Genomic DNA, 16,415 nt, shown 5'->3' with positions numbered 1-16,415 from the left:
TGTTATATTGTAACAATTGCGATGTGAAATATTTTTTGCTTTTTTCGGTGTAGTTGGCTAACAGGTAGGCAATCAAATAGCAGTTGTTATGGTGCTATATCATTTAACAAAATAGGCATTCAATAGACGTGAACATTACTTGCGTATTAATCTGGTTTGTATTCAGCGTTTAAGAGTGTGTTGCAGTGTATATTTTGTATGGTTCTGAAGTGTCTTTGTATACAGGTAAAATTCGCGCTTACCTTAAGTATAAGCAACTGCCTTTTACCGAGGTATTATCTACCTTATCGGTATACAAAAAAATTATTCGCCCGAAAACCGGTGTTACCTTTATTCCGGTGGTTAAAACCCTGTCAGGTGAATACCTACAAGATACCGCCCGCATTATTGATTACTTTGAAGCGCAGACATCGCCTCCTTCAAGCGGATCTAAGTTATCGATTGTACCTACCACACCCGCGCAGCAACTTGTAAGCGAACTGTTCGCTTTATGGGGCGATGAATGGCTGGTTATTCCCGCCATGCACTACCGCTGGAATAAAGATAACTTTCCTTTTATATATGAAGAATTCGGGCAAGTAGTTACCCCTAAAGCACCAAAAATTATTAAAGCGTATTTTGGGAAAAAGCTAGCCAAAAAGTTCCAAGGGTTTGTGCCTTTGTTAGGTATTACCGAAAAAAGCATTCCCTATATTGAAGACTGGTATGAAAACACCGTTCTGCACTATTTAAACGAACATTTCGCCACCCATAAGTACTTGTTGGGCGATAAACCCTGCACTGGCGACTTTGGTTTACTAGGCCCATTATATGCCCACTTGTACCGTGACCCTGTACCCAAGCAGTTAATGGATAAGCTAGCACCCAATGTAGCCGCGTGGGTTAAACGAATGAATAACCCAGGTACTGCACAGCAAGCAACTACCTCTGCTAGTAACGATATCAACAACCCTAATTTTTTAGATAACGACGAAATACCCGCAACCTTATTGCCGTTATTAAAAGACATGTTCACTCAGCAATGGCCGGTGTTGAAAAGCACCTCAGAAGCGTTAACTGGTTGGCGAGAAAAGAATGCGAGTAATGAAAATACATCGCACTTTATCCCAAGAACAATAGGGCAGCACAGTTTTAAAATAGGGCGGGGCGAAACAGGTAATGTAGAAGAGCAACGTTTTATATCGAGCTTCCATCAATACAAATTACAACGAGTGTTGGATGTGTTTAATAGTATTGAAGAGCCAAGCCTGGAATTAACGAGCTTGTTAGAAGAAGTTGGGGGATTGGAATATATGCAGCTTGACGTGAAAGACCGGGTTGCTTTTGAGGGGAATAGATTGGTGTTTGAGTTGGGTTGAGGGATGTTGGTGGGGTGTGTTTTTATACAGTTGGCCGTGTTTTGGGCGTTGTTGGAAATAAAAAGGAATTATTCCGGAATGTGGGGAGTGCCTTTGGATGGTTGGAGTGTAATAGATTGATAATAGGCTATTTTCGTGCGAAAGTTTGTTTATTAGGGAAATTATGTACGGAAAGATTTTATCTTGTATAAAGGAATTTTTCCATATAATAAGCTGTTATAGCTCATAAAAGGAGTTTTTATGCTATGGATATAAATTCAATAAGTGCTGGTCTTGGGGCTCTTAAAGCAGCAATAGATATCACTAAAGAAATTCAAAATGCATCTTCTTCATTAGAAAAAGCTCAGATGAAGCTCAAGCTTGCCGAAATCACGGAAAATTTAGCAACTGCTAAACTTCAATTTGTTGAAGCTCAGGAAGAGATCGTAGATTTAAGACAACAAATTAATGCTCTACATCAATTGACTGACTTAAAAAATAAGATCGTCAAAAAAGGTAATGTTTTATACCCTAAAGAAAATGAAAGCGAATTTATTGGGGATGGCCCGTGGTGTACAAGATGCTTTGAGGTTGACAATATACTAGTGAGCCTTCATCACAAGACGGGATTTGTTATTGCAACTAGCCATTCATCTGCTGCTAGTTATAAATGGGAGTGCCCATCGTGTAAAGCAAATCTGAGTGCTCCTAAACCTGAGCTATAACAAAACGCTGTTGGCACTCCCTTCGGTCGCTGGGACGCTAACACGTGGGCTGACTCACTTCGTTCGGATTTTAGCCCACGTGCTAGCGCCCCAAAGCTTAGCGTTATAACCCTATGGAGATGTTGTGTCAGGAATTAACTTCAAAACACCAATAATATTCTTACTCAGTATTTTAGTAATATCAATTTGTGCTTTACCAGAATATGAAAAGGCTCTAGAAGGCTTTATATCTAAACCACTATACATATCAAGTGGCTTTGTGACTTTACTATTGTCACTAGTCTTACTTGGCATGCAGGCTAAAGATGTTAAAAAAGGGTACAAATGGTTAGGTGAAATATTGTCTTATGCACATGGTGTTTTTATAACAATAATAATTGCCTTAATGGTGCAAAAACGCGAATTCAACGTAGAAGGCACATTAATTATAGTGTTGTCTATCGCGCTAATAATGCTGGTGGCGTCATCAATTGAAAATAAGTTTGAGTGGATAGATAAAAAGTTTGAAGAAATAACCAATACAAACGCCAAAAAGGCAGCATATAAGATAGTTTCAGCTGCAATTATTGTTCTTGTTATCCTCTATATTTGGTATAGGGCATTCGGGTTATAACAAGTGCATTATGGTGGGAATTTTACTCGCTGAAAAAGCGCTCCTAAAATCCCCATATGTAAAGCGTTAGCACTACTATGGAGAGTAGAATTTGATTCATATAGTTTTGGATACAAACATTTATCGAAACAACCCAGCAAGAGATAATTTACATTTCAGAGCACTTGAAAAACTTTCAAAAGCTGGCTTGCTTTGCCTTCATGTCCCTTATGTTGTTTTGCGTGAATTTCAGACTCAGCAAAGAGATATCTACTCTAAAGACTTGGTGAAAGCCGTCTCTGGATTGGCAGGTTTGTCTAGAAAACTTCTAGACGAAGATATTCTAGAAAGGTTAGCTTCAGCTAAAGCCGAGCTTGAAGGTGAGTCAGAGAAAATTCTATCTAGTGCAGAGAGCCAAATAACCAAATGGGCTGACAGCATTGGGGCAAAAGTACATCCATTATGCTTAGATCAGGCAAATCAGGCCTTGGAGGCGTACTTTCAAGGAAAGCCACCACTAAAATCAGTAAAGAACCGTGAGGATATCCCCGATAGTTTTATAGTTCAATCGATTCTTAAATTGCGTGAAGATCATAATCCAATTCATGTGGTGGCAGGAGATAAAAAAGTTAACGAAGCTTTTACCAATGAAGAGAATATTAATACTTATGAAAGCCTTTCTGATTTCATAGAAAGCGATTTAATTCAAAATGAATTAAAAGAGGTTGATTTAATAGATAGCATCGGCCCATTAATTGCCGCAATTCAAAAGTTTGAGAGCGAAAGCTCTGAGATACAATATTTTCTTTCAAGCAATATTGGCGAGTCCATAGTTTGGGAAACATTCTCCGATCCATCAATACCAGATGATAATCATGAAGCGACTATAAATAGCTATGGTGAAGCGGAAGATATTGAATTGGACTTTTCTGAGATAGGATATTACGGAAACGGTCAGTTTGGAATTCCGTTCAAATTGAGAATTACTGTTCTAGCGGATTACTATATATTCAAGCCAGACTATTACTGTATGGATCCAGAGAGAGAACATGTAGCTTCCGTATCAGACCATAATGATCACTATTTCGAGGCCGAAGAAGAGTTTGAGTTGTGTGTTTCAGGTTTGGTCTCAATAACAATTGATAGAGACAATATCAATATGGATGAGCTATTTGAGAGCATGGTAGATGATGGCTTCAAAATTGATGAGGTAACTGATATTGAGCTGTGCTAACAAGGCGCTGCTTTCGGACAAATTTTCCTCTGCGCTCCAAATTTGCCGCAGAGCGCGGCGTTATAAGCAATAAGGAAGTTTGGCGCTAAATGAAATATTTCGTGAAACAATTTATTCTAGGTAAAACAGCAATATTACCTATTGAAGCCTCACACTTTGCGCTATTGCAGAAATCACAGCGTTCAATGGTTGCGGCAAAAGCAATCGAAGAAAAGTATGATCTAATGATTTCAAATTATTTGGAATTTGAAAAAGAACTTTTGCTTCAAATTACTGAGCAGGTCGTACTTAATAAAGAGTCATATGATGACTTTTATCAAATAAGCACCATTTTAAATCGTAGAATAGTTAACCTATTAACTTCCACGAAGCTTTATTATGATCAAATGCAAAGACAAGTACGCTTATGTGATTTTAATAATGATAATTTTTCAAATACCGCTTTGAATTACTTCAGCCGTGAGTATGACAATCACTTTGAATATAGATTTATGGAGAACTTAAGAAATTACGTTCAACATTGTGGTTTAGCTATACATTCATTCTCACTACCCAGCAATTGGGAAGGAGAAGGTGATTCACGATTAATGAAAAATGGTATAAAAATTTATTCAACTCGTGAAGAGCTAGGACAAGACCCTAAGTTTTCTAAAAGACCTGTTTTTTCTGAGTGTACCGATAAAATAAACCTGACTAAATCTATTCGTAAATATATTGAGAAGTTAAGCTTAATTCATAGTGAAATTAGAGCCCTAATAGAAGAGAATTTAAAAGAGTCACGTAATTGTATTGAGAATGTAATTTCAGAGTATAAGGCTGTTAATGACAACAATGCATTAGGGATTTATGCTTATAGCGTTGATTCAGACGACCCATTAGGTGACGTTGAAACCAAAGTTCCCCTTCTGCTTGATTGGGATAATGTCAGATTAAACTTAATCAACAAAAACAAGGGAATAACTAACAATAGTAAACGCTACATTAGTGGAGATTGCTTATAAAAAGTCGCTTAAAAGGACAAAAAACAGTTGGTTTTTGCTCCTTTGTCGCTAATTTTAGCCAACTGTTTTATTGCCTCTTAACGAGGCGTTGGTATGACTCCCTTTGTCAACCCTGAACTAGTGCTTCCCTGACACTCTTTCAGCCCATAATTAGTATTCTTTTTTTATTCAAAATAAATGAGCTAACGCACCGGATGAGGCAGTAATGTCGTCGGTTTTCATGCTGGTATTCGTGGATTATTCACCTTTCAGTGAACAGCGCCTACCTTACTCACTTCGCCGTGGTCACCTTCTCATCAGTCTATGCTCGTAGATCAATCACCGTTAAGTGATTGCCATCATAACGCCCTCGTAGGTTGTGCCACATCCCGCGGCCCGATCCGAATGCATTAGCTCAAACTCGTTTATCATGCAGGTACTCTACTTAACCGTAATTTTGGATTAACCGGTGTAAGTACCACTTCCTTCGCAATGGCCCAGATGTAAGCCGCCATTTCCCTGGCAATCGCCGTAATGATTAAATTGTAGTGTTTACCTTTTTTACTCATACGCTGATTGCGTTTGCACAGACGCAATTGCGCTTTCCAAGCAATATCGACGATGTCTTTGGGTAAGCCTTCTTGCCTTAACTGTAATTCGGTAGAGACATTCGCTGGATACCGATAGCTGTGCGCACCTTCAATCAGCAAACGCCGTGCTCGGCCATTTCCCGCTTTAGTAATAGCACCTAAGTGTCGCTTTCCACCTGATGATTGTTCACTGGGGACTAAACCTAAATATGCCATGAGTTTTCTTGGATGATCGAAGCGATGTAAATCACCAAGTTCCGCCACTACACCAACAGCTACTAACAATCGAACGCCACGCATCGCCTGAATGGCTTTCACTACCGGATAATAACGCCACTGGTGAACGTGGTGAGTTAATTCATTTTCCAAACGTTCTAATCGCCTAATACGTTCTTCAATGGTTTGTAGCTGTTCCTGTAAAACAATTTGCTGAGCTGGATGAGGCAATATCAATTCTGTGAGCCAGCGAAGGTGTTTCTTCGACCAGTTGGCAGTGCCTTCATAGCGTATGTTGTTGCGCAAAAGTAAGGCTTTAAGCTGGTACTTCGCTTCTTTTAAATCCTTCATTGCAGCTTCTCGAGCTCGGGATAAATCCCGCACAGCTTCATCTTCCGGCTCGGGCACATAGATGGGTGTAAGGTCTTCAGACTTTAGTGCCCTAACGAGTTTAAGCGCATCCCGTCGGTCGGTTTTAATTCGCACTCCTGGCTTTTTGGGGATAAGAGATGGAGCCACGACATAGCAACAATGTCCCAAGCTCGTAATCAGCCGATAAATCCAATAACCACACGGTCCAGCTACATAAACCACGTGCAGTGTTGCGCCAGGAAATTTAGATTCAAACTGACGGAGCAGCTTTTTGACACTGACCTTAGACGAGGGAATACGACCATAATGAACGGGCGTCGCTCCACGCTGCTCTTCACAATAAGCAACCTCATGAAACTCTTTATGCGTATCCAGCCCGATAAAAATCATGCTATGTTTGTTCATGCTAGCCTCCAAATGATCTAGTCTTAAGCAAACTAATTATGGCACTGGCTTTCAGTTAACCCACGAAAATGCGGAGGCTAGCATTTCACAGGGAGTCATTGTGTCTAGGCGAATAAGGAGACAGCATTGAGTAATGAAATAATGAATGGCTTATTTGCCCTAGGTGGAGCGCTAGTAGGCGCAATTGTCTCAGGCATATTTGCAATTTATGTAGCTAGAAAAAATCGTGAAAAAAATCAGTTGACTCTGCTAGGCACGAAGCCAACACAATTAATAGCAATAGGTGATGAAATTAACGATGAAGTGAAAATAACTGTGTCTGGTGCAGAAGTAACGAGCTTATATATGATGGACTTTAAATTGCTTAATTCTGGAAATGTTCCATTAGAAGATATAGAAGTGCCTTTCATTGTTGAGACAAATGGAAAAACAATCAGCGCAAATTTCTTCGATGCTAATCACCACTTAGATGACCCTAATAGCATTGTCGAATTAGTTGGGGACAATAGAGTTGTGGTGAAATCTGCTTTTCTCAATCCAAACGAGCAATTATCAGCGAGAGCCTTGTTTTCACATAAGCCTGAAGGCTGGTCTTCCGAATATCGAAAAATTGGAACAGAAGTGGTCAAAAGAGATGATTTTGAAGGAACTGTACCTGATGTGATTCTCAGGTCATTCTATGAGGCAATTAGCAGAAACTTGATTATGGACGCATACTTCAAATTGCTCTTACCACAGTATCGGGAATTCAAAAAATCAAAGAGCAAAGAAGAAGTAAATGAGTAATTATTCGCCTAACAAATACATAAGACGGATTTGGTGGAAGAGCGCCACCAAACCGCTTATGTAAGGTGTTATGTGTATAGGGAAACCAATGAACTCTGAGAGCTTCATCAGATTATTAAAGAATGAGATTGATGATCTTCAATCTGCCTATTCAAAAGGGGCAGACGGTGGAACCTACATAGGCGCAAAAATTGATGAACTGAATCCTAAACAAGACAGGTATCTTTGGGAAGTTAAAGCTGACTTTACGAAGGCTATATTCGTCGCAAATTGTCTAGGTAAACGCTTCTTTTTAGTCTGACTCTGATTGACTCGTTTACCAGTTTGAATAGCCATACAGATTAAAGAAAGTGTAATAAGGGACAGTTTTGTGTTTTTGTATTATGCCTGTCTTGTTGAGTTAAAAATTAAGTTCACCCGCTGCGCGGGCTGGGACGCATACATGCGGGGCGGCTTCGCCATTATGACCCACATGCCTGCGCCCCTTATTTAAAAGTTAGCTACTTACAGGGAATATTAAATCATGGAAGCAAATAATATACGTGGCGAGGAGCGTCGAAAAATATCTCCAGAAGATCACCACAAGTACCTAGAACGAAAGAGTGGATTTCGTATAGATTTTAGACAAAGGATTGACCTTTTCACGAAAACAGTATTGCTGTTTACTGGTGGTGCGTTGACTATTTCAATGAGCCTTTTTTTAAAACAAGATTCTCCCCAAGTAACTACTTCAATATTACAGGATTTGAAGATCTCATGGGGACTGCTGCTATTCACAATTGTTGCATTTTCAGTCTGCTATTACACATTGCTCATTCAAGGTTTTTATATCAATAAAAATTGGGATGGCAGACTCCCTCTAAGTGATGATCAAATAACTGGGAATACGACTTTGTCAGCGCTCAGGGGACTTATTGTTATCCTTGGTACAATAGGCTTTTTTTCTTTTTTATGGGGTTTAGTACTATTAGGAACTGTTTCTATTGAGGTAGTTGAATTAGCCGGTAGCTAACAAGGGAACTAAATTAGGGGCTAAACAGATTAAACAAGACAGGCATATCTGGTTACGGCCACAATTGAATAGTTATCGCAGCTAGTTGCTCTTCTTATTAATCAAATTCTTGAAACTCTTTACGCGTATCCAATCCGGTAAAAATCATGCTATGTTTATTCATGCTAGCCTCCAAATGATATAGTCTTAAGCAAACTAATTATGGTTCCGGCCGGCGTTCCGGTGGCTTTCAGCTAACCCACGAAAATGCGGAGGTTAGCATTTCATAGGGAGTCATTGTGTCTAAGTTACCAAGGTAAAATATGCGTAAATTTCTGGCATTGGATAAACAATCTCAAATAGAGTTGCGAGAAAAGTATCCTGATCTTGGTAAGTTGTATGCTGTAGATGATACAGATGAATATACTTACATGGCAGTTTCAGTTTTCGACCGTTGGCTGGGAGCAGAAGACTCAATTAAATATTTATCTGATGTTTCTGAAGAGGAGCAACTCAGTAGAGATTTAAAGTTCGTTAAATTTGCGAAGAAGCTAATCGAAAATACTGAAGTTCTAAACTTTACATTTAAAGGACGTTGGAGTTCAGCAAAACCACAATTTCGCAAATTTACCTCGGATGCTGCTAAAGAAGCTTACCTAATGTGCGCCCCACACAATGTAGGTAGTAGTCATTTTTATAAAGTGGTGCTACCTGAGTTGGAAGCTGTGTACTTTGAAAGTTGGGACGACACTAATGTTTTCTACTTACGTAATCCTAAACATGCAGAAAAAATCGAAAAGTGGGTTAATGAATCTGGCTTATACCGTCTAAACAGGTAACTTAACAAGACAGGCATCTTTGGGAAGTTAAAGCTGGTTTTACGAAGGCTATATTTGTCGCCAATTGTCTAGGTAAACGCTTCTTTTTAGTTGATGGTTAGATAAAAGCAGAAGCGAATTATGCATGTCTTTTTTAGTTTTTTAAGAGTTAGGTGAAAACATGGTGGCAGGAACTGAAGGCTACGAAAAATTTGTTTCACGCTTCATTGAGGTCAGCCAAGACTTAGATTTCTTTGAAGTCTGCAAAGATTTTATCGCGTTTCTACCATCTAAACCTGCTCGTATATTAGATGCAGGTTCCGGCGCTGGCCAAAATGCAGCAGCATTAGCTCAAGAGGGTTTTACTGTTACAGCTGTAGAGCCCATGCCAGAATTCTTGAGTGCTGCAAGAAAGAGATATAAAAGCGCATCAATCACCTGGCTTAAAGGTAGCTTTCCTGATATGGCATGCTTAAATGCGGGCACAGATCAATTCGATTTTGTTCTCATTGATGGGGTATGGCACCATATTGATAGCACTGAAAGGGAAACGGCGGTAATTCGTCTCTCCGTACTAATTAAAAAAGGAGGGAGATGTGCCATATCACTCAGAAATGGGCCTGCTGGTTTAGGGTCAAGGGTCTATCCGACAGACACGAAATTCACTATTCAACAATTTGAAAAGCATGGTTTCGTGTGCATTTTCGAAGTGCAAGATAAATCCAGCATCTTGCCAAATAAAGAGAATGTAAAGTGGGCGCGTATTGTTTTGCAAAAGTACTAGCACATCACCTCACAAGCAAAGGCAGCATCGCCCTGCGGGCTGGACGAACTAACGCGCGCCGCTGTTTTAGGCGTTGGTGTTTCTTCGACCAGTCGGCTGTGTCTTCATAAATAACGTGAAGTGTTGCGCCAGGATATTGAGATTCAAACTGACGGAGCAGCTTTTTCACATTGACCTTAAACGAGGGAATACGTCCGAAGTGAACTGGGGGTGCTCCACGCTGCTCTTCACAATAGGCAACCTCGTGTGAAGTTCTCTATTCGTATCCAACCCGATAAAAATCATGTTATGTTTGTTCATACTAGCCTCCAAATGATTTAGTCTTAAGCAAACTAATCATGATTCCGTGCTGCGTTCCGGTGGCTTTTTAAGCTAACCCAAGAGAATGCGGAGGCTAGCATTTCACAGGGAGTCATTGTGTCTATATTTCAGGAAAAATCAGATGAAATTTTTAGTTATTTTTACTCTCTCCACATTGCTGCTTGGTTGCTCTTCTACTGGTAGAAATGCAAATTTATATTCACAGCCACCAGAATCAGAACCTAGTGTTATTTTTTTAGGTGAAGAAAGTCCCGGAAAATTTCTAGGTAAAGGTCATGAAAAAATTTACCTGTGTCGTGTCGATGGGGCTTTTCAGAATAGTTACTCATTTGATAAACCTACAAGAGTTGCACTTGGAGAGAGGCTAATAAGTATATGTTACAACGAAGGTGCCAATCATGCCGAAGCTCCAATTAAAGCATCTTTTGATACTACCGCAGAGTATCAAATTAAACTTGGCGAACATAGTTGGACTAAAGTGAATTTTTCAGTAGTTGATAAAAATACTGGTGAACTAGTAATTGGCCCTGTAACGGTTCCTAAACAGGCTGGTGATCTTCCTCTTTTGATATTTACACAATGAAATATTACAAAAACATAATATCCTTTGCTTCGCTCATTGAGACGAGTTTAGGATGAAAGAAGTAGATTCATTTATTTATCTAGAGGCTCTTGAAAGTATTAAGTAAAAAGAGTCTAGAGAATTAATTCAGTCACTATGGCTCCAAAAAAGAGTATTTGATATAAGTTTGTTGTACAAATCCAGGTATGGTTAACAAACGCTAACGTCTTTCTTTTTATATGGCGATACTGCGGGAGATAAAACTAGACGTGAGCTTCAACAATATTTAGGTCATAAGAACATTCCTTTTGAAAGTAAAAAGGTCTGCGGGTAAGCGATAAACTAACAAACAAGTTATGGGCGGACGCATGATAGTAGGCTGTGTTCGTTCCTTTCCATTTTAGCCAACTATTATCAGCCGCTTACTGCGGTGTTATGAGTACTCCCTATGAGCATCACGTTCTTACCTATAAGTAGTAGTAACGCTAATTATATTAAGGTAATAGATCTTTATAAAGAAGCATTCCCCGAAGCGAGGAAAGTGCCTAAATGGTTTCTCAAGTATCAGTTGAGGAATGGAAAGTTAGGTTTTAGTGCTTTGCATACAGAAGATATGTGGATTGGTCTTATTCACATAACAGAATATGAAGATATTGTATTTATCCAATCAATTGCAATATTAGAATCTTGCCGTTCAAAAGGCTTTGGTAGTCAAGTACTGGAATCCTTAAAAAATGAACATTTAGGTAAAAGGATAGTTTTAAACATTGAGGTCATAGATAAACAGGCAAGTAATTATCAACAAAGAGTTAAACGTAAAGAATTTTATGAGAGCAATGGTTTTTTACCTTCAGGTTTTACAGTTAAAGAGCCAGGCGAAAATCTTGAGATGTTAATATATGGTTCAGGTATTTCTAAAAAAGAAATAGAGTATATGTACAAAAACCTTTTCGGAAGGGTCCTAGGTTTATTTATCAAGCCAGAGATCACTAAAATTTTATAAGTTTTAACTTTTCCGTACACATAAAAAATTAATTCAGTAAGGCAAAATACAGTTGGCTTTTGCCCGCTTGTAGAAGCGTTATGTTGCAAATGGAGTCTCCTGCATTGGATGCTATATCAACTAAAAATTTAAACTCAATGCCAGAAGTATTAGCGTTAAAAAAGCTACTTCAATCGCTGGCAATGCTAGATGCAATAATGTCCCCTGAATGGGATGAACGTTTTTATTCGTTCAACTCAAATTGGGGCGATAATGAACAAATGGGTTCGATGAGAAATGGCTGCGGTGATGATTTCTTTGTACTGTTCACTCAAGATGGCTGCTTTGTTAAAGGTTTTGATCATGAATCTGCAATGTCATCTTGGAGTACTGATGGTCAAGTTCCATGGCCAGATTTATTAAAAGGGTTGCCATCTGAATTTATTGCTGCGTCTAAAGAGCCTGCTTTCTCTATGGACAATATTTCGTTCTGTATTTGGAAACTTCACACGGCAGACTTTTGGGGTAAGGGTGACTTCGAATTTGCAGTTGACGAAGATCCTGATGGTTCAGAGTATCTTTTAGAAATCTTTGACTGTAACCCTGAAACATATAGGGTATTTGCTCTAGAGTACTATGAGGTAGATTTAGATGTTGCAACTATTGCAAAGTTTTATAATCACTTACCTTTAACTGATGAGTTGGTTAAAGAAGTAAACTCTGAAGTAACATTAAAACAGCTAGATAAAGACATTTTAGAAATTGGTTATCCTGGTGTCGATGCAACATAACTTGTCGCCTAATTTCTCTGCCGCACTAACACGTGGCCTTATTCATTTCGCTTCAATATGCCAATTTCGTCAGCGTTACACCCATTAGGATTGAAAAACATGTATATAGGAGAGGTTTCAAAACTTACTGGCGCATCAAAAAAAGCAATTCATCACTACGAAGCGCTAGGGTTGTTGACGAAGGTGTCTAGATTAGGAAAGTACCGCATTTACGATAAGCATCACGTCGTAATAATCTCGATGATAAAAAAAGCGCAATCTCTGGGTTTTAAACTTTCGGAACTACTGCCAATGATTGAGGCAAAGGCCAAAGAAAATCGCTTTCCGGTTGAAGTGGCGATAGATGCCGTAGAGCAAAAGCAGAAGCAAATTAGAATCGAGATTGAAAAAGCCAAACAACTAGATGTTGAGCTAGGGTCATTAAAACAAGAACTGATTGATCAATTTCCGCTTAACAACCCAAACAATTAAAAGCCCTTGACTGTTCCCCTAGGGGGAGAGTTTATAGTCTTGTCACTTAATAACTTTATAGGTGAATACAAGATGTCTAATGTATGTTTGGTAACAGGGGCGAACGGTCATTTAGGAGGAAATGTAGTTAGAGCGCTTATAGCGCAAGGCGAAACGGTAAGGGCAGGGATGCGTGATGTCCAAAATGCGGATGATTTTTTCCACTTGAACTGCCAAGTCGTCTATACCGAAATGCAAGATATAGACGCAATGAGAAAAGCCCTGGAAGGTGTCGATATTTTATATCATGTTGCCGCGGTATTTAAACATTGGGCTAAAGATCCTACTACTGAAATCGTCGAGCCGAATGTAAAAGGGACTGAAATTGTCCTTAAAGCGGCGGCCGAAGCCAATGTGAAAAAAGTGGTTTATGTTAGCTCGGTTGCGGCTGTTGGCCATGATGGAAGCTATTTAAACGAAAATAGTTGGAACACGTTATCTAACAACGCCTATTACAACTCTAAAATAAAGTCAGAGCAAAAAGCGTGGGAGTTGGCAAAAAAGTATAATCTTTGGATGGTTTCCGTTCTACCTTCTGCAATGATTGGTCCTCATGCTAATCGACTCACAGACACTATGCAGTTTATTGAAACCATTAGAACCAATAAGCTTCTAATAGACCCTCATTTTTTCTTTAATTTCGTTGATGTTCGCGATGTGGCAAAAGGCGTAGTTGCTGCTACTACGAAAGGAAGTTCTGGTAACCGGTACATATTGGCTAATAACAACTCTTCGTCACTTACTGAAATATACAAAGCTGCCCAATCAGCGGGAATTAACTTAAAAGTTCCAGCACGCCTACCAAAGTGGGTAATATATTTTATTGCCTTGTGCGCAGAGCTGGCAGCTAAGGTGACAGATAAACCCGCAGAGCTTATTAGAAGCCAAGTGGCTTTATTCTATGGCATCAGGCAGGAGTATGAGATAACGAAAGCACACAATGAACTGGGATACGAGCCTCGCTCACCATCAGAAGCGCTGCGCGATGTATTTGAATATTTAAACGGGCGCGAAAGCAAATTATGACCTTCTCCATAATTCCTCTACAAATTGTTGTTACACTATAATTAATAAAACAAATTTAATGCACAGCAGCGGAGTCACCGTGGAGCTTTCCTTATAAAACACTTGTTATCTTATCGTGTTCTCATTTATTTAAACTGCCATAGTAATGGCTTGTTTCGGCACTATATTGCGAATCACAATTTAAGCTTTTTGCAAGCTAGGTATTTTTGATGGCAAAAAAAAGCCCCTAATGAAAGGGGCTTATATAGTTTAATTTAAAGCGAATCTCACACTTATTGATTCAACGGCACGCTACTATTGTGGCGAACTAGTCCTTTTAGAGTAGGCATCGTTTCTTCACAGTTTTGCTCAAAGTTCACGGCTAGGCTTTCTACATTGCCACTTTCATCGTAACTTAGTTCCAGTATTTCAAATCTTCCGCTTAATCTATTGCAGCCTCTGCTCGCGCCCGAGAAATCTAGGCCTGGGCCCGTAGGGGATTGAAATGGCCATCTGGTTGCACCTTCATATACGCCAACACCTAATACTTCATCAGTGGGAGCGGCAAGATCTAACGTCCACCAATCGTCGGTTTGATAGTCTACCGATAAGTAATTAGGTGCATCTTCAGGGCTGATGAAGGTGAATACACCCTCACTTTCAGTGAACAAGCGCTGTTCGCCGCCACCAACAAAATCACCCTCTGGGCTATCGAAGCTTAGGATTGTACCAAATGGATCAACGTACTCTAGAACCACTTTTTCATTTACGCTATATCCGTATTCCGAAGTAATAACAACTTCGATAGTAAGCTCACTGTCAGCAGTTTCTGGCACTGTAAATGTTGTGCTAGCCGCGTTTGGTGTTTCAAATACAACACCTGAATCACTTAACTCTTGCCACTGATAGGTAAGTTCACCGTTGGTATTATTACCTGTATCTTCTGCACTTAACGTAGGTGTATCGTTAAATCGATAGAGATGAGTTTGCGAGGTTACCACCGGAATAATGTCGTCACGGGTATGCACCGAAGGTACGTACATATCATAGTTATGTTGGTTAAAGCTTGTAACTATAAAGCTCGATACATCGTAATACGTATCGGCCATCAGGCTTTCTTCTGGGGTAATGGTAACGAGAGCGCCATTAATCTCAACGCTAGCCAGTACCTTATCGAAGGGCCAGTCTTCAGCTTGAAAAGCCATTTCACCGTAAGACGCTACAAATGACTCGACAGGTCTTGAAAATACCAACTGGTAGCTGTCATTAAGACCATAATTTGTTAGCGTATTTGTATCTAGAACTGATACTAGATCAAAATTATCTGAACGAAACTCGTATATATATGAGCTACGTTGAGCATTTAATCCGGTTATCGCGCCATCAATTGTACTGTCCCAAGACAGCGAAAAAGAATCGTCTTTGTATTCAACATCGTATAACGCTGAGTCTTCAACAAAGTTGGCCGTCACTGTTATACTTTCAGTTCCGCTTGTTGATATAGTCATTTCACCTTCATTAGGGAACTCGTCAAAATAACCAGAAAACGGGGTAACTTGACTCAGTGAGTATGTTCCGTCTAAGGCTTCATCCCTAATATCACCATCTACACTCACGCTATATTGCGCTTCTGCAAAGTCTTCACGCTTCACAATTTCCATATTACTAAGTGTGATGATTGTGTCACCGTTTATGTCAACATCAATTCCAGTAGATGTCGTTACGGTCATAACAGACTGAGTTTCTTCACGCTGATAGTTCACACGTAGCGAACCTACCAGGTTTATGCTTTCATCTACCGTTAATGAACTGGCATCAATAGTAATGTCGTAATCCGATTGTTCATTCAATGCTGTTACGTCATAACGAACAGTGCCTTCAGCAACACTATTTAAATTGTCAGAGTAACATTCTCTATAGGTGACCGTTACCTGGTCACCGGCTGAAATCACAGCGTTATCGTCGTTATCGGTGAGCGTTTGTTCGTAAACACCTCCATTAAAACAACTTCCTTCTCTGTTAGCGCTAATGTGCGCTGTGGTAAACAACGTGTTATGAGCTAAAAAGCTAATTTGTACCAAACTATCTACTGAAGACAAGCTGATACCACTTGCTGCATCTGCATAGCCAGCAAGACTAACAGGGGGCGTAACCTGAACCGGAGGAGTAACTGGGTCTGAACCACCCCCTCCGCCACCACAGGCACTGATGAGCGAAAGGGTTAATAAAGAAAATAAGGGAGTTTTATAATTAATAGAGGCGTACTTCACGTAGACTTCCTTTTCTGATTTGCGGTTTTTTATCGTTTTGTAAATATTAGTAAAGATTCATTTTAGATATTGTAAACAGGATGGCAAGTTAAAAAATATCTCTAGCCCATACACTTCATATTCTATTTTCATCAAAAGTCTGCA

At 39.6% G+C, this 16,415-nt stretch carries 17 protein-coding genes and 1 pseudogene; 15 read left to right on the top strand and 3 right to left on the bottom strand.

Translation table 11 applies throughout. From position 1 onward, the window contains the following. Positions 1-185 precede the first annotated feature (185 nt). The 5 genes from AVL57_RS05715 (at position 186) to AVL57_RS05695 (ending at position 4,889) form a co-directional block, all read left to right on the top strand. The gene (locus tag AVL57_RS05715; protein ID WP_057792011.1) at positions 186-1,358 is read left to right on the top strand and encodes a glutathione S-transferase; all 1,173 of its coding nucleotides are present in this window, start codon (positions 186-188) and stop codon (positions 1,356-1,358) included. 245 nt (positions 1,359-1,603) lie between these two features. After that, positions 1,604-2,062, top strand: a complete 459-nt coding sequence (locus AVL57_RS05710; RefSeq protein WP_057792009.1) for a hypothetical protein — start codon at positions 1,604-1,606, stop codon at positions 2,060-2,062. Positions 2,063-2,186: 124 nt separating this feature from the next. After that, positions 2,187-2,675, top strand: a complete 489-nt coding sequence (locus AVL57_RS05705; RefSeq protein WP_057792007.1) for a hypothetical protein — start codon at positions 2,187-2,189, stop codon at positions 2,673-2,675. 91 nt (positions 2,676-2,766) lie between these two features. After that, the gene (locus tag AVL57_RS05700) at positions 2,767-3,888 is read left to right on the top strand and encodes a PIN domain-containing protein (protein WP_057792005.1); all 1,122 of its coding nucleotides are present in this window, start codon (positions 2,767-2,769) and stop codon (positions 3,886-3,888) included. Between the two features lie 101 nt (positions 3,889-3,989). Beyond that, a complete protein-coding gene (locus AVL57_RS05695; protein ID WP_138118025.1) occupies positions 3,990-4,889 on the top strand; it encodes a hypothetical protein in 900 nt (299 codons plus the stop codon). 407 nt (positions 4,890-5,296) lie between these two features. On the opposite strand, the gene AVL57_RS05690 is transcribed toward AVL57_RS05695, so the two are convergent. After that, entirely contained in the window at positions 5,297-6,451 is a 1,155-nt protein-coding gene (locus AVL57_RS05690; protein ID WP_057792000.1) for an IS110 family RNA-guided transposase, read from the bottom strand. Positions 6,452-6,577: 126 nt separating this feature from the next. On the opposite strand from AVL57_RS05690, the gene AVL57_RS05685 reads away from it, so the two are divergent. The 5 genes from AVL57_RS05685 (at position 6,578) to AVL57_RS05665 (ending at position 9,830) form a co-directional block, all read left to right on the top strand. Beyond that, on the top strand, positions 6,578-7,237 hold the full coding sequence (locus AVL57_RS05685) for a hypothetical protein (RefSeq protein ID WP_138118023.1): 660 nt from the start codon (positions 6,578-6,580) through the stop codon (positions 7,235-7,237). An 88-nt stretch (positions 7,238-7,325) separates the two neighbouring features. After that, a complete protein-coding gene (locus AVL57_RS05680; protein WP_057791997.1) occupies positions 7,326-7,538 on the top strand; it encodes a hypothetical protein in 213 nt (70 codons plus the stop codon). Between the two features lie 222 nt (positions 7,539-7,760). Continuing rightward, positions 7,761-8,249: a hypothetical protein gene (locus AVL57_RS05675; RefSeq protein ID WP_057791995.1), complete on the top strand. Its 489-nt coding sequence runs from the start codon at positions 7,761-7,763 to the stop codon at positions 8,247-8,249. Positions 8,250-8,551: 302 nt separating this feature from the next. After that, entirely contained in the window at positions 8,552-9,067 is a 516-nt protein-coding gene (locus tag AVL57_RS05670; RefSeq protein WP_057791993.1) for a hypothetical protein, read from the top strand. A 160-nt stretch (positions 9,068-9,227) separates the two neighbouring features. Next, on the top strand, positions 9,228-9,830 hold the full coding sequence (locus AVL57_RS05665) for a class I SAM-dependent methyltransferase (protein ID WP_057791991.1): 603 nt from the start codon (positions 9,228-9,230) through the stop codon (positions 9,828-9,830). Between the two features lie 103 nt (positions 9,831-9,933). On the opposite strand, the pseudogene AVL57_RS21405 reads toward AVL57_RS05665, so the two are convergent. Then, positions 9,934-10,130: pseudogene (locus tag AVL57_RS21405) on the bottom strand (IS110 family transposase); the annotation flags it as partial. 142 nt (positions 10,131-10,272) lie between these two features. Here AVL57_RS21405 and AVL57_RS05660 point away from each other — a divergent pair. The 5 genes from AVL57_RS05660 to AVL57_RS05640 all read left to right on the top strand — a co-directional run bounded on the left by AVL57_RS05660 (position 10,273) and on the right by AVL57_RS05640 (position 14,022). Then, the gene (locus AVL57_RS05660; RefSeq protein ID WP_057791989.1) at positions 10,273-10,734 is read left to right on the top strand and encodes a hypothetical protein; all 462 of its coding nucleotides are present in this window, start codon (positions 10,273-10,275) and stop codon (positions 10,732-10,734) included. Between the two features lie 427 nt (positions 10,735-11,161). Beyond that, positions 11,162-11,716: a GNAT family N-acetyltransferase gene (locus AVL57_RS05655; protein WP_057791987.1), complete on the top strand. Its 555-nt coding sequence runs from the start codon at positions 11,162-11,164 to the stop codon at positions 11,714-11,716. Positions 11,717-11,796: 80 nt separating this feature from the next. Next, complete coding sequence (locus AVL57_RS05650; protein WP_057791985.1) at positions 11,797-12,486, top strand: hypothetical protein; 690 nt, start codon at positions 11,797-11,799, stop codon at positions 12,484-12,486. A 99-nt stretch (positions 12,487-12,585) separates the two neighbouring features. Beyond that, the gene (locus AVL57_RS05645; protein ID WP_057791983.1) at positions 12,586-12,957 is read left to right on the top strand and encodes a MerR family transcriptional regulator; all 372 of its coding nucleotides are present in this window, start codon (positions 12,586-12,588) and stop codon (positions 12,955-12,957) included. A 72-nt stretch (positions 12,958-13,029) separates the two neighbouring features. Beyond that, a complete protein-coding gene (locus AVL57_RS05640; protein WP_082604922.1) occupies positions 13,030-14,022 on the top strand; it encodes an NAD-dependent epimerase/dehydratase family protein in 993 nt (330 codons plus the stop codon). Between the two features lie 272 nt (positions 14,023-14,294). On the opposite strand, the gene AVL57_RS05635 is transcribed toward AVL57_RS05640, so the two are convergent. Beyond that, positions 14,295-16,271 (bottom strand): AsmA family protein, encoded by a 1,977-nt coding sequence (locus tag AVL57_RS05635; protein ID WP_057791981.1) that lies wholly within the window; start codon positions 16,269-16,271, stop codon positions 14,295-14,297. Positions 16,272-16,415: the final 144 nt, after the last annotated feature.

Source organism: Alteromonas stellipolaris, from assembly GCF_001562115.1.
In the GTDB taxonomy this organism is placed as follows: Bacteria; Pseudomonadota; Gammaproteobacteria; order Enterobacterales; family Alteromonadaceae; genus Alteromonas; species Alteromonas stellipolaris.
Note: the sequence above shows the minus strand (reverse complement) of the source record. Positions and strands in the feature narration are given on the sequence as shown.